Origin of the sequence: Enterobacter cloacae complex sp. ECL352, from assembly GCF_020149545.1 — a bacterium.
GTDB classification, from domain to species: domain Bacteria; phylum Pseudomonadota; class Gammaproteobacteria; order Enterobacterales; family Enterobacteriaceae; genus Enterobacter; species Enterobacter asburiae_B.
Map to the genome: position 1 here is coordinate 1,187,662 of NZ_CP083709.1, position 19,984 is coordinate 1,207,645.

Annotated in this window: 14 protein-coding genes, 1 tRNA gene and 3 rRNA genes; 8 read left to right on the forward strand and 10 right to left on the reverse strand. The window is 54.0% G+C overall.

Annotated elements, in window-relative coordinates; genetic code table 11:
- Complete coding sequence (rpoE, locus tag LBF07_RS05685; protein ID WP_006176728.1) at positions 1-576, reverse strand: RNA polymerase sigma factor RpoE; 576 nt, start codon at positions 574-576, stop codon at positions 1-3.
- Positions 573-659: a rpoE leader peptide RseD gene (rseD, locus tag LBF07_RS24695; protein ID WP_223862639.1), complete on the reverse strand. Its 87-nt coding sequence runs from the start codon at positions 657-659 to the stop codon at positions 573-575. The genes rpoE and rseD overlap by 4 nt, the downstream gene beginning before the upstream one ends.
- A gap of 340 nt (positions 660-999) precedes the next feature.
- On the opposite strand from rseD, the gene nadB reads away from it, so the two are divergent.
- Positions 1,000-2,619: an L-aspartate oxidase gene (gene nadB, locus LBF07_RS05695; protein WP_094935801.1), complete on the forward strand. Its 1,620-nt coding sequence runs from the start codon at positions 1,000-1,002 to the stop codon at positions 2,617-2,619.
- Here the strand turns inward: nadB and LBF07_RS05700 are convergent.
- The gene (locus LBF07_RS05700; RefSeq protein ID WP_094935802.1) at positions 2,604-3,341 is read right to left on the reverse strand and encodes a tRNA1(Val) (adenine(37)-N6)-methyltransferase; all 738 of its coding nucleotides are present in this window, start codon (positions 3,339-3,341) and stop codon (positions 2,604-2,606) included. The two genes, nadB and LBF07_RS05700, sit on opposite strands and share 16 nt — an antisense overlap.
- 132 nt (positions 3,342-3,473) lie before the next feature.
- Between LBF07_RS05700 and srmB the strand changes: the two genes are divergently transcribed.
- Complete coding sequence (gene srmB / locus LBF07_RS05705; protein ID WP_023308854.1) at positions 3,474-4,802, forward strand: ATP-dependent RNA helicase SrmB; 1,329 nt, start codon at positions 3,474-3,476, stop codon at positions 4,800-4,802.
- 50 nt (positions 4,803-4,852) lie between these two features.
- Here the strand turns inward: srmB and grcA are convergent, their stop codons facing one another.
- Complete coding sequence (gene grcA / locus LBF07_RS05710; protein WP_029741127.1) at positions 4,853-5,236, reverse strand: autonomous glycyl radical cofactor GrcA; 384 nt, start codon at positions 5,234-5,236, stop codon at positions 4,853-4,855.
- A 314-nt stretch (positions 5,237-5,550) separates the two neighbouring features.
- On the opposite strand from grcA, the gene ung reads away from it, so the two are divergent.
- The gene (gene ung / locus LBF07_RS05715) at positions 5,551-6,240 is read left to right on the forward strand and encodes a uracil-DNA glycosylase (protein ID WP_023308856.1); all 690 of its coding nucleotides are present in this window, start codon (positions 5,551-5,553) and stop codon (positions 6,238-6,240) included.
- Between the two features lie 48 nt (positions 6,241-6,288).
- Here ung and LBF07_RS05720 read toward each other — a convergent pair whose 3' ends face one another.
- The gene (locus LBF07_RS05720; protein WP_094935803.1) at positions 6,289-7,419 is read right to left on the reverse strand and encodes a tRNA/rRNA methyltransferase; all 1,131 of its coding nucleotides are present in this window, start codon (positions 7,417-7,419) and stop codon (positions 6,289-6,291) included.
- 204 nt (positions 7,420-7,623) lie between these two features.
- On the opposite strand from LBF07_RS05720, the gene trxC reads away from it, so the two are divergent.
- From trxC to LBF07_RS05750, 5 genes are all read left to right on the forward strand, one after another.
- Entirely contained in the window at positions 7,624-8,043 is a 420-nt protein-coding gene (gene trxC / locus LBF07_RS05725) for a thioredoxin TrxC (RefSeq protein WP_094935804.1), read from the forward strand.
- Between the two features lie 69 nt (positions 8,044-8,112).
- Positions 8,113-8,811: a tRNA-uridine aminocarboxypropyltransferase gene (locus tag LBF07_RS05730; protein ID WP_094935805.1), complete on the forward strand. Its 699-nt coding sequence runs from the start codon at positions 8,113-8,115 to the stop codon at positions 8,809-8,811.
- Between the two features lie 35 nt (positions 8,812-8,846).
- Positions 8,847-11,510, forward strand: a complete 2,664-nt coding sequence (pat, locus tag LBF07_RS05735) for a protein lysine acetyltransferase (protein WP_094935806.1) — start codon at positions 8,847-8,849, stop codon at positions 11,508-11,510.
- Between the two features lie 110 nt (positions 11,511-11,620).
- On the forward strand, positions 11,621-12,976 hold the full coding sequence (pssA, locus tag LBF07_RS05745) for a CDP-diacylglycerol--serine O-phosphatidyltransferase (protein ID WP_023333068.1): 1,356 nt from the start codon (positions 11,621-11,623) through the stop codon (positions 12,974-12,976).
- A 44-nt stretch (positions 12,977-13,020) separates the two neighbouring features.
- Positions 13,021-13,344, forward strand: a complete 324-nt coding sequence (locus LBF07_RS05750) for a YfiM family lipoprotein (RefSeq protein WP_033146245.1) — start codon at positions 13,021-13,023, stop codon at positions 13,342-13,344.
- Here LBF07_RS05750 and LBF07_RS05755 read toward each other — a convergent pair.
- From LBF07_RS05755 to LBF07_RS05775, 5 genes are all read right to left on the reverse strand, one after another.
- Positions 13,341-14,636, reverse strand: coding sequence for an MFS transporter (locus LBF07_RS05755; RefSeq protein ID WP_029741120.1), 1,296 nt, complete (start codon positions 14,634-14,636; stop codon positions 13,341-13,343). The genes LBF07_RS05750 and LBF07_RS05755 overlap by 4 nt on opposite strands.
- A 209-nt stretch (positions 14,637-14,845) precedes the next feature.
- A 5S ribosomal RNA gene (rrf, locus tag LBF07_RS05760) occupies positions 14,846-14,961 on the reverse strand.
- 69 nt (positions 14,962-15,030) lie between these two features.
- Positions 15,031-17,935, reverse strand: a 23S ribosomal RNA gene (locus tag LBF07_RS05765).
- A 184-nt stretch (positions 17,936-18,119) separates the two neighbouring features.
- Positions 18,120-18,195, reverse strand: a tRNA-Glu gene (locus LBF07_RS05770).
- An 85-nt stretch (positions 18,196-18,280) separates the two neighbouring features.
- Positions 18,281-19,822: ribosomal RNA gene (locus LBF07_RS05775) — 16S ribosomal RNA — on the reverse strand.
- The 16S, 23S and 5S rRNA genes sit together here with 1 tRNA gene alongside, the layout of an rRNA operon.
- Positions 19,823-19,984 lie beyond the last annotated feature (162 nt).

The following is a 19,984-nucleotide window of genomic DNA, read 5'->3' on the forward strand; positions in this document are numbered from 1 at the left end:
TCAACGCCTGATAAGCGGTTGAACTTTATTATCAATAGCTTCTCGCGCACGGAAAATTCGTGAACGTACCGTGCCGACCGGACAATCCATGATAGCGGCTATCTCTTCATAGCTCAGACCATCCAGCTCCCGTAACGTAATTGCCATACGTAAATCTTCCGGGAGCGACTCGATCGTGCGAAAAACGATTTGTCTCAGTTCTTCTGACAACATTAAGTTCTCAGGGTTCGAAATTTCTTTCAATGCGCCGCCGCTTTCAAAGTTTTCGGCGTCGATTGCGTCCACATCACTTGAAGGCGGACGACGGCCCTGAGCGACCAGATAATTCTTTGCCGTATTGACCGCAATACGGTACAGCCAGGTATAAAAAGCACTATCTCCCCGGAAAGAATCCAGCGCGCGATAGGCCTTAATAAAAGACTCTTGCACCACATCAGGCACATCGCCTGACGGTACATAGCGGGAAACCAGGCTCGCCACCTTATGCTGGTAGCGGACCACCAGTAGGTTAAAGGCTTTCTGATCTCCCTTCTGGACCCGTTCAACCAGGACCTGGTCCGTTAACTGCTCGCTCATCCGAGGTAATGTCTCCCCAAACCTAAATTCCACGCGTTATCGAAACGCCACTCTAAAAATACCGCACTTTGAGCAAGCACCATTTAGAGTGTCTGATCTTCAATAAGTTCCGTGACGCCTTTGTTTTTGTTCATCGCGCCGCAGACCGTTTATTTTCTCTCATTATAAGTCTGTTCACGATACGCACCACTTTATGACAAGAAACATCTTTTTCCCGCCAGAAGAGTAACGCAACACAGGCTTTATTTCACCACAAAATCTGACGCTAACGATCTGCTTCGCAAAATAATTTCACTCATTTACCCTCCGTTTACCTCCGCTTACGCGTTTAGCCATTGCGACAGCCTCTAAAAAAATACGTGCGATATATCGCATTCAGGTGCTATTCTGACCCAACACTGTTTAGTAAATTAAACAACAATCATGAACACAACACCTGAACTCCATTGTGATGTACTGATCATCGGCAGCGGCGCTGCCGGTCTCTCTCTGGCGCTGCGCCTGGCCGAGCATCAAAACGTTATCGTTCTGAGTAAAGGACCGATAAGTGAAGGTTCCACGTTTTATGCCCAGGGCGGCATTGCCGCCGTTTTTGATGAGACAGACAGCATTGCATCCCACGTCGAGGATACGCTCATTGCCGGAGCAGGGATCGTGGATGCACACGCCGCAGAGTTTGTCGCCAGCAATGCCCGTCACTGCGTTCAGTGGCTCATCGACCAGGGCGTCTTATTCGATACTCAGGTTCAACCCAACGGTGAAGAGAGCTACCACCTGACTCGCGAAGGCGGCCATAGTCACCGCCGCATCCTGCACGCAGCGGATGCCACCGGAAAAGAAGTGGAAACCACGCTGGTCAGCAAAGCGCTGAACCATCCTAATATTCGGGTTCTCGAGCGAAGCAATGCCGTTGACCTGATTATCTCTGACAAGATTGGCCTGCCCGGCACGCGTCGCGTGGTGGGCGCCTGGGTCTGGAACCGTAATAAAGAGAAGGTGGAGACCTGTCAGGCGAAGGCAGTGGTGCTGGCGACGGGCGGCGCCTCCAAGGTGTATCAATACACCACGAACCCGGACATAGCCTCCGGAGACGGTATCGCTATGGCCTGGCGCGCTGGCTGCCGGGTGGCGAACCTCGAGTTTAATCAGTTTCACCCAACCGCCCTGTTCCATCCCCAGGCGCGCAACTTCCTGCTGACGGAAGCCCTGCGCGGTGAAGGCGCGTATCTGAAACGCCCTGACGGCTCCCGCTTTATGCCCGACTTTGACGCCCGGGGTGAACTGGCCCCGCGTGACATCGTTGCCCGCGCCATCGATCATGAAATGAAGCGTCTTGGCGTGGACTGCATGTATCTCGATATCAGCCATAAGCCAGCAGAGTTCATTCGCCAGCATTTCCCGATGATTTACGAGAAGCTGCTCAACCTTGGCATTGATTTAACGAGTGACCCGGTGCCCATTGTGCCAGCGGCCCACTATACCTGCGGTGGCGTGATGGTTGACGATCATGGGCGTACTGACGTAGACGGTCTGTATGCTATCGGTGAGGTCAGCTATACCGGACTTCACGGCGCGAACCGTATGGCCTCTAACTCGCTGCTTGAGTGTCTGGTGTACGGCTGGTCGGCGGCGGAAGACATCACGAAGCGCATGCCTTACGCCCGCGAGACAGAGCGCCTGCCAGCCTGGGATGAAAGCCGCGTGGATAATCCGGACGAGCTGGTCGTGATCCAGCACAACTGGCATGAACTACGGCTGTTTATGTGGGACTACGTAGGGATTGTGCGCACCACGAAACGCCTGGAACGCGCCTTGCGCCGCATCACCATGCTGCAACAGGAAATTGATGAGTATTATGCTAATTTCCGCGTATCCAATAATCTGCTGGAGCTGCGCAATCTGGTGCAGGTTGCCGAGCTGATTGTTCGCTGCGCGATGATGCGTAAAGAGAGCCGCGGGCTGCACTATACCCTGGACTACCCGGATCAGCTTGCTGAATCCGGCCCGTCGATACTCGCCCCGCAGGTTTACATAAACAGATAAAATGCCTGGGTCAGGGCAGTGTAATCTTCGGAATAGCGCTGGTCTGGCCCACGGATCACCATTCGGTCATTAAAGCATTCACCCTCTTTTGGCGAGAGCGCCAGCAGCACGCGGTGCGGCAGTCGACCTTCCGTATCCGAAATATCGGTACGCAGACGTAACGTCCAGCCGATCTCCTGCGCGATACCGATGAACGTGTAGCCGGTACTCTCTGGCAGGACCACACAGAAAAAACCCTCTTCGGAGATGAGTTCTGCCGCGCTGGTGAGCAGCGCTTTATGATCGAGGGAGCCGGTATAACGCGCCTGTTCACGCTCGGGTGTCCCGCACTCAACGCCGGGCTCGTAGTAGGGAGGGTTGCTGACGATCAGATCGTAACGAGCGGTTTGTTCAGGCGCCCAGGCGAGCACATCTGCGCATTCCACCTTCATTCGTGCTGCCCAGGGGGATTCGGCCATATTGTCACTCGCCTGCTCTGCGGCCTGCGCGTCCAGTTCGACGGCATCAATGATGACATGTTCTTCCGTACGCTGCGCCAGCATCAGCGCCACCAGCCCGCTGCCGGTACCGATATCAAGAATACGCTTAACACCTGCGACAGGCGCCCACGCTCCCAGTAAAATACCGTCTGTACCGACCTTCATGGCACAGCGATCGTGCGCGACAAAAAATTGTTTAAACGTAAAACCATCGCGGCGCAGCTGCGCTTTGAGTTGAGACATGTCAGGGCAACCTTCTAAGTGAAACTGGAGTAGCATAGGGGAAAGCGAAGTGGCCGAAAAGCGATATCCATACAAACAGATGAAGATTACAGCCGTAACGTCTATAATCAGCGCCCCACACAGAGGTAGAACATGACTGTAACGACTTTTTCCGAACTTGAACTCGATGAAAGCCTGCTCAATGCACTTGAGAGCAAAGGCTTTACACGCCCGACCGCCATTCAGGCAGCGGCCATTCCGCCTGCGCTTGAGGGCCGCGATGTGCTCGGTTCTGCGCCAACCGGCACGGGGAAGACAGCAGCCTATTTGCTGCCTGTGTTGCAGCATCTGCTCGACTTCCCGCGTAAAAAATCTGGCCCGCCGCGTATTTTGATCCTGACGCCTACGCGCGAACTGGCAATGCAGGTTGCCGATCACGCGCGTGAACTTGCGGCAAATACTCATCTGGATATCGCCACCATCACCGGCGGCGTTGCGTACATGAACCACGCCGAAGTGTTCAGCGAAAACCAGGACATCGTCGTTGCGACGACGGGCCGCCTGCTGCAGTACATTAAAGAAGAGAACTTCGACTGCCGCGCGGTTGAAACGCTGATCCTCGACGAAGCCGACCGCATGCTGGACATGGGCTTCGCACAGGATATCGAGCACATTGCAGGGGAAACGCGCTGGCGTAACCAGACGATGCTGTTCTCTGCCACCCTCGAAGGGGAAGCGATCAAAGACTTCGCAGAGCGTCTGCTGGAAGATCCGGTGGAAGTCTCGGCGACGCCGTCCACCCGTGAGCGTAAGAAGATCCACCAGTGGTACTACCGCGCGGATAACCTTGAGCACAAGGTTGAATTGCTGAAACACCTGCTCAAACAGGAAGATGCTCTGCGCACAATCGTATTTGTGCGCAAGCGTGAGCGTGTGCACGAGCTGGCTGAGATGCTGCGTAACGCCGGGATTAACAACTGCTATCTTGAAGGCGAGATGGCTCAGATCAAGCGTACCGAAGGGATTAAGCGTCTGACCGATGGCCGCGTTAACGTGCTGGTTGCAACTGACGTTGCCGCTCGCGGGATCGACATCCCGGACGTCAGCCACGTCATTAACTTCGATATGCCGCGCAGCGGAGATACCTACCTGCACCGTATTGGCCGTACCGGCCGCGCGGGCCGCAAAGGGATTGCAATTTCACTGGTCGAAGCGCATGACTACCTGCTGCTGCAGAAAATTGGCCGCTATGTTGATGAGCCGCTGAAAGCGCGCGTTATTGACGAACTCCGCCCGACCACGCGTGCGCCGAGTGAAAAGATGACGGGTAAACCGTCCAAGAAAGCGCTTGCAAAACGTGCTGAGAGAAAAGAGAAAGAAAAAGAGAAACCGCGCGTGAAGCAGCGCCACCGCGATACCAAAAATATTGGTAAGCGCCGTAAGCCAAGCTCTGCCGCACCAGAGACGAAAACTGAAGAGTAAAAAAAAGCCGGGGAAATCCCCGGCTTTTTTATTCCCCCCTGCTGAAGCCGTTACAGGCTTTCAGTAAAGGTACGGGCGATAACGTCGCGCTGCTGTTCTGGAGTCAGTGAGTTAAAGCGAACCGCATAGCCAGACACGCGGATGGTCAGCTGTGGGTATTTTTCTGGGTGCTCAACGGCATCCATCAGCGTTTCGCGGCGCAGCACATTAACGTTCAGATGCTGCCCCCCTTCCACGCGCACTTCCGGCTGCACTTCCATAGGAACTTCACGGTATTCGATTTCGCCCAGTTTGTTTACCGGTACGATTTCATCTTCAGCAAAACCCGCTTTCGCAACGACGCAGCGCGCTTCGTTCTTCTCGCTGTCCAGCAGCCAGAAAGAATTGAGCAGATCGTCATTTGCAGCTTTAGTAATCTGGATACCTGTAATCATGTGTTGCCTCCCTTAGGCTACATTAACTCGTGTCGGCCTCTCGCGGCCAATTGGTAAAACCATTGTTGCTTGTGTGTATATATAACATTCGCACCCTGGCGATTTATTGATTTAAATCAACAAAAACACCAACCACATAAAGAGTGTGGTTTGAATTTATTGTTTTAGATCAATTTAACAGCCTTGCCAATTCAACTTACCCTGTATCTTTTCAAAATAAATTTAGCCACTTAGTACGTATTTCAGCGCGTAATTTTGCTCACCGGGGTGAAACAGGTAAGCTAGTCAGAGATTGAGATTCGCAGGAGAGCGAGATGACGACACCTTTAACCTGGCATGACGTGCTGGCAGAAGAAAAGCAGCAGCCTTATTTTATCAATACGCTCAGCACCGTTGCCGCTGAGCGTCAGTCCGGACAGACGATTTACCCGCCGCAAAAAGACGTGTTCAACGCCTTTCGCTACACCGAACTGAGCGATGTGAAAGTGGTCATTCTGGGCCAGGATCCCTATCACGGCCCCGGGCAGGCGCATGGGCTGGCGTTTTCCGTTCGTCCGGGCGTGGCTATCCCCCCTTCTCTGCTCAACATGTATAAAGAGCTTGAAGCAACCGTGCCCGGTTTTACCCGGCCAAACCACGGTTACCTGGAAAGCTGGGCGCGCCAGGGCGTGCTGTTGCTGAATACGGTGCTTACCGTACGGGCGGGTCAGGCGCACTCGCACGCCAGTCTGGGCTGGGAGACGTTTACCGATAAAGTCATTAGCCTTATCAACGAGCATCGTGAAGGGGTGGTGTTTTTACTCTGGGGTTCTCACGCGCAGAAGAAAGGGGCGATTATTGACCGTCAGCGTCATCACGTGCTGAAAGCACCGCACCCGTCACCGCTGTCTGCGCATCGCGGTTTCTTTGGCAGTAATCATTTTGTTCTGGCGAATGAATGGCTGGAAAAACGTGGCGAAAAGCCGATTGACTGGATGCCTGTATTACCGGCAGAGAGCGAGTAGTTTGAGTTTGTATGCCCGGCTCACCGGGCATACAAAAAGCATAATGGATTATGCCTTATTCTGGCGCCACCATTCGGCCAGCAGTACGCCGGTCGCAACGGATACGTTCAGACTTTCCACATTGCCTGTTCCTTCGATAGAGACGCTCAGATCCGCACTGGAGAGCGCCGCGTCAGACAGACCATCACGTTCCTGACCTAATACCAGCACCATTTTGCGCGGCAGCGTCGCTTTAAACAGCGGCGTACCGGCATGGCTTGAGGTGGTCACGATGGAATAACCCGCTTTACGGAACTGCTCGAGTGCGTCCAGAACGCTGTCGCCGGTGATCGGCTGTACGTGCTCGGCTCCGCCTTCCGCAGTACGGATCGCGGCACCGGATTCCAGCAGCGCGGCATCCTGCAACAGCACGCCTTTCACGCCAAAGTGCGCGCAGCTACGCATCATTGCACCCAGGTTGTGCGGGTTGCCCACATCTTCCAGGGCCAGCACGCAGTCATCGGCATCCGCCTGGCTGACCCACTGCTGCACGGTCGTGCCGTTACGCTTTTTGATCAGGAAGCAGACGCCGCCGTGGTGTTCAGTGCCGGACGCTTTGGTCAGCTCGGCATCATCAACCACGTGGTAGGCTTTACGGTTCGCGGCCATCCAGCGCAGCGCTTCTTTGAAGCGCGGGGTCACGCTCTGGATAAACCAGGCGCGGACGATACACTCAGGACGGCTCAGGAACAGCGCCTGGCAGGCGTTCTCGCCATACACGCGGGTCTCTTCCGCACGCTGACGGCGCAGCACTTCCGGGTCGATAAAGCTTTTACCGCTGATACCGCCGTGCTCGGCTTTTTCCGGCGTCTCATCGCCAGGGGCGCGAGAAACGGTACGCCACGGGGAGGCGTTATCACGTGAGAAGTCATCACGCGGACGATCGTCGCGTGGACGGTCACTGCGTGGGCGGTCGGAACGCGGACGGTCATCGCGTTTGCGATCGTCACGTTTGCGGTCATCACCGCGGTTATTTCTGTCATCGCGGGCGGGGCGACGGCCACCGTCTGCACGAGAAGACGCCGGACGCCCGCCACCTTTTCCGGTACGCGGATTTTGGGTGCGTTTATCAGAGTCATCATCACTGCGGACATACATCACTTTGACCTTGCCGCTTTTGTTTTTCATTTCGTCGTTCATGCTTTTCTCCACCAGCGCTGCGCGAAGCGCGCAGATTACCCGATGTGCCAGCGCATAGCCATAATTTCGTACAAAAGCCTGTGACTATTGTTCTCATTGAATAAAACGCATTGTTGTTTCAAACAGGCTCATTGATAATATGTAACATATTAGAAACATTATCGGCGTTGTGCCGCTGTCCCACGGCTCTATCAGAGGTTAGTTATGAATACCGTATGTGCCAACTGTCAGGCTTTTAATCGCATTCCGGACGATCGGATGGAAGATGGTGCGAAATGCGGACGTTGTGGCCATGAATTATTTGATGGCGATGTCATTAACGCGACGGGTGCTACGCTGGACAAACTCCTCAAGGACGATCTTCCTGTCGTGATTGATTTCTGGGCGCCATGGTGCGGCCCTTGCCGTAGCTTCGCGCCGATTTTCGAAGATGTTGCCGAAGAGCGCAGCGGAAAAATGCGGTTCGTTAAGGTCAATACCGAAGCCGAACCCGAACTGAGCGCACGTTTTCGTATTCGCAGCATCCCGACCATTATGATTTTCAAAAATGGCGAAGTGATCGATATGCTCAACGGTGCGGTTCCAAAAGCACCTTTTGAAAGCTGGTTAAACGAGTCGCTGTAACATTCACGGGGCACGTCTTGTGCCCCGCTCCCGCCTCTGCGAAAATAGCGTTTTTCCTGCATTTCGCCCATGACTGATAACGCCGTTCTTAAATTACGCGCCGAACGCCTTGCGCGCGCCACCCGACCGTTCCTCGCACGAGGCAACCGTATTCGCCGCTGTCAGCGCTGCCTGCTGCCGCTGAAGGTTTGTCTGTGCGAGACGCTCGCTCCGAGTACGGCGGAAAGCCGTTTTTGTCTGGTCATGTTCGATACCGAGCCGATGAAACCCAGCAATACGGGGCGTCTTATCGCCGATATTCTGCCGGATACCACCGCGTTTCAGTGGTCCCGTACGGAGCCACCTCAGGCCCTGCTCGATTTAGTGACCAGCCCCGACTACCAGCCGATGGTCGTCTTCCCCGCGTCATATGCAGGTGTGGATCGCCAGGTGCTTTCAGCGCCGCCATCCGGTAAACCACCGCTGTTTATCATGCTGGACGGTACCTGGACCGAAGCGCGAAAAATGTTTCGCAAAAGCCCGTATCTCGACGCGCTGCCGGTGATTTCTGTCGATCTTTCCCGCGTCTCCGCCTACCGCCTGCGTGAAGCGCATGCTGACGGGCAATACTGCACCGCCGAAGTGGCGATTGCGCTTCTGGATTTAGCGGGAGATACCGCTGCGGCTGGTGCCCTGGGCAACCATTTCTCATGCTTCCGGGAGCGCTATCTGGCGGGAAAAACCGTTCATAAGGGCAGCGTCACAGCGCCCGAGCCAGAAAGCGTTTAAAATCATCAGGTCGCTTGCATTCACAGGAGGCCTGCATGAGCCAGCGAGGGTTAGAAGCGCTACTTCGTCCTAAATCCATTGCCGTTATCGGCGCATCAATGAAGCCGGATCGTGCTGGCTATCTGATGATGCGTAATCTGCTGGCCGGGGGATTTAATGGCCCCGTCATGCCCGTCACGCCGTCCTATAAGGCCGTTCAGGGGGTACTTGCATGGCCTGATGTACAAAGCCTGCCTTTCGTGCCGGATCTTGCCGTACTCTGTACAAACGCGAAGCGCAACCCGGAACTGCTGGAATCACTCGGCAAGAAAGGGTGTAAAACCTGCATAATTCTCTCGTCTCCGCCTGAACAGAAAGCCGAGCTTCTGGCCTGCGCCAGCCGCTATCAAATGCGCATTCTTGGGCCAAACAGTCTGGGCCTGCTCGCCCCCTGGCAGGGGCTGAATGCCAGTTTCTCCCCGGTCCCGATCCGCAAAGGCAAACTGGCGTTTATCTCGCAGTCGGCTGCGGTATCGAACACCATCCTCGACTGGGCGCAGCAGCGTGAAATGGGATTCTCCTACTTCATTGCCCTGGGAGACAGCCTGGATATCGACGTTGATGAGCTGCTGGATTTTCTGGCGCGTGACGGCAAAACCAGCGCGATCCTGCTTTATCTTGAGCACCTCAGCGACGCGCGTCGTTTTGTCTCGGCTGCGCGAAGCGCTTCGCGTAATAAGCCGATCCTGGTGATCAAAAGCGGACGCAGCCCTGCGGCACAGCGTCTGCTGCATTCTCATTCCGGCATGGATCCCGCCTGGGACGCCGCCATTCAGCGCGCGGGGTTGCTGCGGGTACAGGATACGCACGAGCTTTTTTCCGCCGTTGAGACGTTAAGCCATATGCGCCCGTTGCGCGGTGAGAAGCTAATGATTGTCAGTAACGGTGCGGCGCCTGCCGCACTCGCGCTGGACGAGCTGTGGCGGCGCTTCGGCAAGCTGGCAACGCTGAGTGAAGAGACGCTGCAGCGCCTGAAAGAAGCGCTTCCGACCAGCGTGACGCCCGGCAATCCGCTTGATTTGCGCGATGACGCCAGCAGCGACCACTACATCAGGGCGATATCCATTTTGCTGGATAGCCAGGATTTCGATGCGCTGATGATTATCCACTCCCCCAGCGCGGTCGCGCCGGGCAGTGAAAGCGCGCGCGCGCTCATTGACGCCGTGCGCAACCATCCGCGAGGTAAATACGTTACCCTGCTCACCAACTGGTGCGGTGAGTTTTCCTCTCAGGAGGCGCGGCGCTTGTTCAGCGAGGCCGGGCTGCCAACCTACCGCACGCCGGAAGGCACCATCACCGCGTTTATGCATATGGTGGAATATCGCCGCAACCAGAAACAGCTGCGTGAGACGCCGGCTTTGCCGGGGAATCTGACGGCGAACACCGTCGACGTTCACCGGCTGTTGCAGCAGGCTATCGAAGAGGGCGCGACCTCGCTTGATACGCATGAAGTGCAGCCCATTCTGGGCAGCTACGGGATGCAAACCCTGCCGACCTGGATCGCCAGCGACAGCGCTGAGGCCGTGCATATTGCTGAACAGATTGGCTATCCGGTGGCCCTGAAGCTCCGCTCCCCGGATATCCCGCATAAGTCTGATGTTCAGGGGGTTATGTTATACCTGCGTACGGCGACTGAGGTGCAGCAGGCAGCTGATGCCATTTTTGATCGGGTCAAAATGGCCTGGCCGCAGGCAAGGATCCACGGATTGCTGGTGCAAAGCATGGCAAACCGCGCAGGGGCTCAGGAATTACGGGTGGTGGTTGAACACGATCCCGTCTTCGGCCCGCTCATCATGCTGGGAGAGGGTGGCGTTGAGTGGCGTCCGGAGGAGCAGGCCGTGGTGGCGTTACCGCCGCTGAACATGAACCTGGCGCGTTATATGATCATCCAGGCGATTAAAAGTAAAAAGATCCGTGGCCGGAGTGCGCTGCGCCCGCTTGATATAGCCGGGTTAAGTCAGTTCCTGGTGCAGGTGTCTAACCTGATTGTGGATTGTGCCGAAATCCAGCGGCTGGACATTCATCCGCTGCTCGCCTCGGGCAATGAGTTTACGGCGCTGGACGTGACCCTGGATATCGCGCCATTCGAAGGAGACAGAGAGAGCCGTCTGGCGATCCGCCCGTATCCCCTGCAGCTGGAAGAGTGGGTTGAGATGAAGAATGGGGAACGCGCCTTGTTCCGCCCTATTCTGCCGGAAGATGAGCCCCAGCTGCGGGCCTTTATCTCTCAGGTCACGAAAGAGGATCTTTATTATCGCTATTTTAGCGAAATCAACGAATTTACCCACGATGATTTAGCCAATATGACCCAGATCGACTACGATCGAGAAATGGCGTTTGTTGCCGTTCGTCGCTCCGATAAGGGGGATGAGATCCTCGGCGTCACGCGTGCTATTTCTGACCCGGATAACGTCGATGCGGAGTTTGCGGTGCTGGTGCGCTCCGATCTTAAAGGCCTGGGTCTGGGCAGACGGCTGCTGGAAAAACTTATCAGTTATACGCGAGATCACGGATTGTTACGCCTCAATGGCATTACTATGCCTAACAATCGCGGTATGGTGACCCTTGCGCGAAAACTTGGGTTTGACGTTGATATTCAGCTGGACGAAGGTATTGTGGCCTTGTCCCTCAGTCTGACATCAGCAGACAAACGCGAGTAAGCTACTGGAAATGTTACCCACTTTGGACGGGACTGGTGGTATCATTGTCCGCTTATGTTGTTTGCATGGTACAGACAACCCTTCAATGAACAGAGAAGAAACGCACTGTGATGTTGTCAAAATTTAAGCGTAATAAACATCAACAACACCTTGCTCAACTACCGAAGATTTCTCAGTCAGTTGATGATGTAGAGTTCTTTTACGCTCCCGCTCATTTTCGGGAGACGCTTCTGGAAAAGATTGCCAGCGCCACGCGACGCATTTGCATTGTAGCGCTCTATCTTGAACAGGATGAAGGTGGGCGCGCGATCCTGAACGCGCTCTATGAAGCCAAACGTCAGCGTCCGGAACTTGATGTTCGCGTGCTGGTAGACTGGCATCGCGCTCAGCGTGGCCGTATTGGCGCTGCCGCCTCAAACACCAATGCTGACTGGTATTGCCGCACGGCGCAGGAAAATCCTGGCGTTGATGTGCCTGTTTATGGCGTCCCGGTTAATACCCGTGAAGCGCTCGGCGTCCTTCATTTCAAGGGATTCATCATTGATGACAGCGTGCTTTACAGCGGCGCAAGTCTGAATGATGTTTACCTTCATCAGCTCGATAAATATCGCTACGACCGCTACCATCTGATCCGTAATCCGCAGATGGCCGATATCATGTTTAACTGGGTTGATAAAAATCTGGTCCATGGCCGCGGTGTTAATCGCCTTGACGATCCTGAGCGTCCTAAAAGCCCGGAAATCAAAAACGATGTTCGCGCCTTCCGCCAGGAGCTGCGTGATGCGGTCTATCATTTCCAGGGTGATGCGAACAACGAAGAGTTATCCGTTACCCCGCTGGTAGGGCTCGGTAAATCAAGCCTGCTGAACAAAACGATATTCCATCTGATGCCGTGCGCGGAGCAGAAACTCACCATCTGTACGCCGTACTTCAACCTTCCTGCCGTGCTGGTGCGTAATATCATTCAGCTGCTGCGCGACGGTAAAAAAGTGGAAATCATCGTTGGTGATAAAACCGCAAACGACTTTTTCATTCCTGAAGATCAGCCGTTCAAAATCATCGGTGCGCTGCCTTATCTCTATGAGATCAACCTGCGCCGTTTCCTGAGCCGTTTACAGTATTACGTAAACACTGACCAGCTGGTTGTGCGTCTCTGGAAAGATGAGGACAACACTTACCATCTGAAAGGAATGTGGGTCGACGATGAGTGGATGCTGCTGACCGGTAATAACCTGAACCCACGCGCGTGGCGACTGGATCTGGAAAACGCTATCCTAATCCATGACCCGCAGCACGAGTTAGCCGCAAAACGTGAACGTGAGCTGGAGCTGATTCGCACGCATACCACTGTAGTTAATCATTACCGCGAACTGCAGAGCATTGCCGATTATCCGGTAAAAGTCCGCAAGCTTATCCGCCGCTTACGTCGTATCCGTATCGACCGACTTATCAGCCGCATTCTGTAATGTCCAGGCCCTGCCACCCGCAGGGCTTTTTTATGGAGCCGTTGATGCGTATTCCTCTGTTACTTAGCGTCCTCTTTCTGACTGGCTGTAGCCATATGGCCAACGATAACTGGTCCGGACAGGATAAAGCCCAGCATTTCCTCGCTTCCGCGATGTTGTCCGCAGCCGGCAATGAATATGCGCAGCATCAGGGATACAGCCGGGATCGTAGCGCGGCGATAGGGTTGATGTTCTCAGTCAGTCTTGGAGCATCAAAAGAACTGTGGGATAGCCGCCCCGCAGGGAGCGGCTGGAGCTGGAAAGATTTCGCCTGGGATGTCGCCGGCGCAACGACCGGCTATGCCGTGTGGCAGATGGCGCGCTATTAAAGTCGAATGCCTTTCCCTTTGCGATGCAACATCAGGGAAACAATAAAGGCCAGTGCGCCCATTATCGTTACGTACCAGAAGAATGTCGTTTCACTTCCCCATGATTTAAGCGATAACGCAACGTACTCCGCCGATCCGCCAAACAACGCATTAGCTACCGCATAAGAGAGCCCTACCCCTAAAGCACGTACCTGCGCCGGGAACATTTCGGCTTTCAGTATTCCGCTAATAGAGGTATAGAAACTGACAATCACCATCGCCAGCATCACCAGCGCAAACGCGGCATATGGCGAAGTCACATGCTGAAGGGCAGACAGAATAGGTACGGTACATAACGCCGACAGCCCGCCAAAAATCAGCATCGACGTTCGTCGACCGATTTTATCCGAGAGCGCACCGATAATAGGTTGTATGAGCATAAAGACAAACAGCGCCACGGTCATGACTACGCTGGCAACGTTTGCGTGCATGCCGGTGGTGTTCACAAGGTACTTCTGCATATAGGTGGTGAACGTGTAGAAACTAAGAGAGCCGCCCGCAGTAAAGCCCAGCACCATAAGGAAAGCTTTGCGGTTACGCCATAACCCTTTGAATGTTCCAGCCTCCTTCAGCGTTCTGACTTCCTTCTGAGAGGTTTCATCTAACTGACGGCGTAGCCAAAGTGCGACCACCGCCAGTACTGCACCCATCGCGAAAGGAATTCGCCATCCCCAGGCGTGAAGTTGTTCGTCCGTCAGGATTTGCTGCAGGATCACCACCACAAGAATGGCCAGCAGTTGACCACCAATCAGCGTGACATACTGGAATGAGGCGTAAAAACCTTTACGGCCTTCCAGTGCAATCTCACTCATGTAGGTCGCACTGGTACCGTATTCTCCGCCCACCGATAATCCCTGAAATAAGCGGGCCAGTAAAAGTAGCGCCGGTGCCCAGGTACCAATCGATTCATATCCCGGCAAGCAGGCGATCACCAGAGAACCAAAGCACATCATGCACACCGAGATCAGCATAGAAGCCTTTCGGCCGCGACGATCCGCAATGCGACCGAACAGCCAACCCCCGATGGGTCGCATTAAAAACCCTGCGGCAAAAACCCCCGCTGTTTGTAGCAGCTGCGTTGTGGTGTTGCCGGATGGGAAGAAAATATGTGCGAAGTAGAGTGAACAGAATGAGTAGACGTAAAAGTCGAACCATTCAACCAGATTCCCTGAAGAGGCGCTGACGATTGCCCATACCCTTCTTCGGGTATCACTGTTAGCCAGCGTCCCGTTTGATGTAATGCTTTCTGTCATTGTGATTATGCTCCTGCCATAAACAGCGGCGTATTGAGCCAGGAGACTCAATTACCTCGTAAATGAAATGTTATAATTTTGTTATAAATAACATTGCGACAGGGATCACACATTCCATTAGCAGGATAAGGGATTAAGAGAAAGGCCAGAGAGGATAAGCACAAAGCAAAAAACCCCGCACCTTACGGTACGGGGTTCTTCTAATTGATGCCTGGCAGTTCCCTACTCTCACATGGGGAGACCCCACACTACCATCGGCGCTACGGCGTTTCACTTCTGAGTTCGGCATGGGGTCAGGTGGGACCACCGCGCTAAAGCCGCCAGGCAAATTCTGTTAATCTGTATCAGGCTGAAAATCATGTCTGTCTCTTCGCCGAAACAGCTTCGGCGTTGTAAGGTTAAGCCTCACGGTTCATTAGTATCGGTTAGCTCAACGCATCGCTGCGCTTACACACCCGACCTATCAACGTCGTAGTCTTCAACGTTCCTTCAGGACCCTTAAAGGGTCAGGGAGAACTCATCTCGGGGCAAGTTTCGTGCTTAGATGCTTTCAGCACTTATCTTTTCCGCATTTAGCTACCGGGCAGTGCCATTGGCATGACAACCCGAACACCAGTGATGCGTCCACTCCGGTCCTCTCGTACTAGGAGCAGCCCCCCTCAATTCTCCAGCGCCCACGGCAGATAGGGACCGAACTGTCTCACGACGTTCTAAACCCAGCTCGCGTACCACTTTAAATGGCGAACAGCCATACCCTTGGGACCTACTTCAGCCCCAGGATGTGATGAGCCGACATCGAGGTGCCAAACACCGCCGTCGATATGAACTCTTGGGCGGTATCAGCCTGTTATCCCCGGAGTACCTTTTATCCGTTGAGCGATGGCCCTTCCATTCAGAACCACCGGATCACTATGACCTGCTTTCGCACCTGCTCGAGCCGTCACTCTCGCAGTCAAGCTAGCTTATGCCATTGCACTAACCTCCTGATGTCCGACCAGGATTAGCTAACCTTCGTGCTCCTCCGTTACTCTTTGGGAGGAGACCGCCCCAGTCAAACTACCCACCAGACACTGTCCGCAACCCGGATCACGGGTCTACGTTAGAACACCAGCCATTAAAGGGTGGTATTTCAAGGTTGGCTCCACGCAGACTGGCGTCCACGCTTCAAAGCCTCCCACCTATCCTACACATCAAGGACCAGTGTTCAGTGTCAAGCTATAGTAAAGGTTCACGGGGTCTTTCCGTCTTGCCGCGGGTACACTGCATCTTCACAGCGAGTTCAATTTCACTGAGTCTCGGGTGGAGACAGCCTGGCCATCATTACGCCATTCGTGCAGGTCGGAACTTACCCGACAAGGAATTTCGCTACCTTAGGACCGTTATAGTTACGGCCGCCGTTTACCGGGGCTTCGATCAAGAGCTTCGCGTTGCCGCTAACCCCATCAATTAACCTTCCGGCACCGGGCAGGCGTCACACCGTATACGTCCACTTTCGTGTTTGCACAGTGCTGTGTTTTTAATAAACAGTTGCAGCCAGCTGGTATCTTCGACTGATTTCAGCTCCACCCGCAGGGGCTTCACCTACATATCAGCGTGCCTTCTCCCGAAGTTACGGCACCATTTTGCCTAGTTCCTTCACCCGAGTTCTCTCAAGCGCCTTGGTATTCTCTACCTGACCACCTGTGTCGGTTTGGGGTACGATTTCGTGTTACCTGATGCTTAGAGGCTTTTCCTGGAAGCAGGGCATTTGTTACTTCAGCACCGTAGTGCCTCGTCATCACACCTCAGCGTTAAAAGGTACCGGATTTACCTGGAACCTCCGCCTACATGCTTAAACCGGGACAACCGTCGCCCGGCTAACATAGCCTTCTCCGTCCCCCCTTCGCAGTAACACCAAGTACAGGAATATTAACCTGTTTCCCATCGACTACGCCTTTCGGCCTCGCCTTAGGGGTCGACTCACCCTGCCCCGATTAACGTTGGACAGGAACCCTTGGTCTTCCGGCGAGCGGGCTTTTCACCCGCTTTATCGTTACTTATGTCAGCATTCGCACTTCTGATACCTCCAGCATGCCTCACAGCACACCTTCAACGGCTTACAGAACGCTCCCCTACCCAACAACGCATAAGCGTCGCTGCCGCAGCTTCGGTGCATGGTTTAGCCCCGTTACATCTTCCGCGCAGGCCGACTCGACCAGTGAGCTATTACGCTTTCTTTAAATGATGGCTGCTTCTAAGCCAACATCCTGGCTGTCTGTGCCTTCCCACATCGTTTCCCACTTAACCATGACTTTGGGACCTTAGCTGGCGGTCTGGGTTGTTTCCCTCTTCACGACGGACGTTAGCACCCGCCGTGTGTCTCCCGTGATAACATTCTTCGGTATTCGTAGTTTGCATCGGGTTGGTAAGCCGGGATGGCCCCCTAGCCGAAACAGTGCTCTACCCCCGAAGATGAGTTCACGAGGCGCTACCTAAATAGCTTTCGGGGAGAACCAGCTATCTCCCGGTTTGATTGGCCTTTCACCCCCAGCCACAAGTCATCCGCTAATTTTTCAACATTAGTCGGTTCGGTCCTCCAGTTAGTGTTACCCAACCTTCAACCTGCCCATGGCTAGATCACCGGGTTTCGGGTCTATACCCTGCAACTTAACGCCCAGTTAAGACTCGGTTTCCCTTCGGCTCCCCTATACGGTTAACCTTGCTACAGAATATAAGTCGCTGACCCATTATACAAAAGGTACGCAGTCACACCACAAAGGTGCTCCCACTGCTTGTACGTACACGGTTTCAGGTTCTTTTTCACTCCCCTCGCCGGGGTTCTTTTCGCCTTTCCCTCACGGTACTGGTTCACTATCGGTCAGTCAGGAGTATTTAGCCTTGGAGGATGGTCCCCCCATATTCAGACAGGATACCACGTGTCCCGCCCTACTCTTCGAGTTCACAACCTGTGTGCTTTCGTGTACGGGACTGTCACCCTGTACCGTGCGACTTTCCAGACGCTTCCACTAACACACAAGCTGATTCAGACTCTGGGCTGCTCCCCGTTCGCTCGCCGCTACTGGGGGAATCTCGGTTGATTTCTTTTCCTCGGGGTACTTAGATGTTTCAGTTCCCCCGGTTCGCCTCGTTAACCTATGTATTCAGTTAACGATAGTGCAACGAATTGCACTGGGTTTCCCCATTCGGACATCGCCGGGTCAAAGGTTCATATCACCTCGCCGGCGCTTTTCGCAGATTAGCACGTCCTTCATCGCCTCTGACTGCCAGGGCATCCACCGTGTACGCTTAGTCGCTTAACCTCACAACCCGAAGATGTTTCACTTCATGATTGCGAAAATTTGAGAGACTCGAACACACCAATTAAGATGTGTCGTTTCAATTTTCAGCTTGATCCAGATTTTTAAAGAGCAAATATCTCAAACGTCACCCGGAGATGAGTTTTGAGATATGACGGCAGGTGACTTTCACTCACGAACCAGCAAGTGGCGTCCCCTAGGGGATTCGAACCCCTGTTACCGCCGTGAAAGGGCGGTGTCCTGGGCCTCTAGACGAAGGGGACACTGAAGTCTCAATCGCAAGACGCCTTGCTATTTACTTTTCATCAGACAATCTGTGTGAGCACTACAAAGGCAGGTTCTTTAAGGTAAGGAGGTGATCCAACCGCAGGTTCCCCTACGGTTACCTTGTTACGACTTCACCCCAGTCATGAATCACAAAGTGGTAAGCGCCCTCCCGAAGGTTAAGCTACCTACTTCTTTTGCAACCCACTCCCATGGTGTGACGGGCGGTGTGTACAAGGCCCGGGAACGTATTCACCGTAGCATTCTGATCTACGATTACTAGCGATTCCGACTTCATGGAGTCGAGTTGCAGACTCCAATCCGGACTACGACGCACTTTATGAGGTCCGCTTGCTCTCGCGAGGTCGCTTCTCTTTGTATGCGCCATTGTAGCACGTGTGTAGCCCTACTCGTAAGGGCCATGATGACTTGACGTCATCCCCACCTTCCTCCAGTTTATCACTGGCAGTCTCCTTTGAGTTCCCGGCCTAACCGCTGGCAACAAAGGATAAGGGTTGCGCTCGTTGCGGGACTTAACCCAACATTTCACAACACGAGCTGACGACAGCCATGCAGCACCTGTCTCAGAGTTCCCGAAGGCACCAATCCATCTCTGGAAAGTTCTCTGGATGTCAAGAGTAGGTAAGGTTCTTCGCGTTGCATCGAATTAAACCACATGCTCCACCGCTTGTGCGGGCCCCCGTCAATTCATTTGAGTTTTAACCTTGCGGCCGTACTCCCCAGGCGGTCGACTTAACGCGTTAGCTCCGGAAGCCACGCCTCAAGGGCACAACCTCCAAGTCGACATCGTTTACGGCGTGGACTACCAGGGTATCTAATCCTGTTTGCTCCCCACGCTTTCGCACCTGAGCGTCAGTCTTTGTCCAGGGGGCCGCCTTCGCCACCGGTATTCCTCCAGATCTCTACGCATTTCACCGCTACACCTGGAATTCTACCCCCCTCTACAAGACTCTAGCCTGCCAGTTTCGAATGCAGTTCCCAGGTTGAGCCCGGGGATTTCACATCCGACTTGACAGACCGCCTGCGTGCGCTTTACGCCCAGTAATTCCGATTAACGCTTGCACCCTCCGTATTACCGCGGCTGCTGGCACGGAGTTAGCCGGTGCTTCTTCTGCGGGTAACGTCAATTGCTGTGGTTATTAACCACAACACCTTCCTCCCCGCTGAAAGTACTTTACAACCCGAAGGCCTTCTTCATACACGCGGCATGGCTGCATCAGGCTTGCGCCCATTGTGCAATATTCCCCACTGCTGCCTCCCGTAGGAGTCTGGACCGTGTCTCAGTTCCAGTGTGGCTGGTCATCCTCTCAGACCAGCTAGGGATCGTCGCCTAGGTGAGCCGTTACCCCACCTACTAGCTAATCCCATCTGGGCACATCTGATGGCAAGAGGCCCGAAGGTCCCCCTCTTTGGTCTTGCGACGTTATGCGGTATTAGCTACCGTTTCCAGTAGTTATCCCCCTCCATCAGGCAGTTTCCCAGACATTACTCACCCGTCCGCCGCTCGCCGGCAAAGTAGCAAGCTACTTTCCGCTGCCGCTCGACTTGCATGTGTTAGGCCTGCCGCCAGCGTTCAATCTGAGCCATGATCAAACTCTTCAATTTAAGTTTGATGCTCGTGAATTAAACTTCGTAATGAATTACGTATGTTCACTCAGAGACTTGGTATTCATTTTTCGTCTTGCGACGTTAAGAATCCATGTCACTTTGAGTGCCCACACAGATTGTCTGATAAATTGTTAAAGAGCAGTGCCGCTTCGCTTTTCG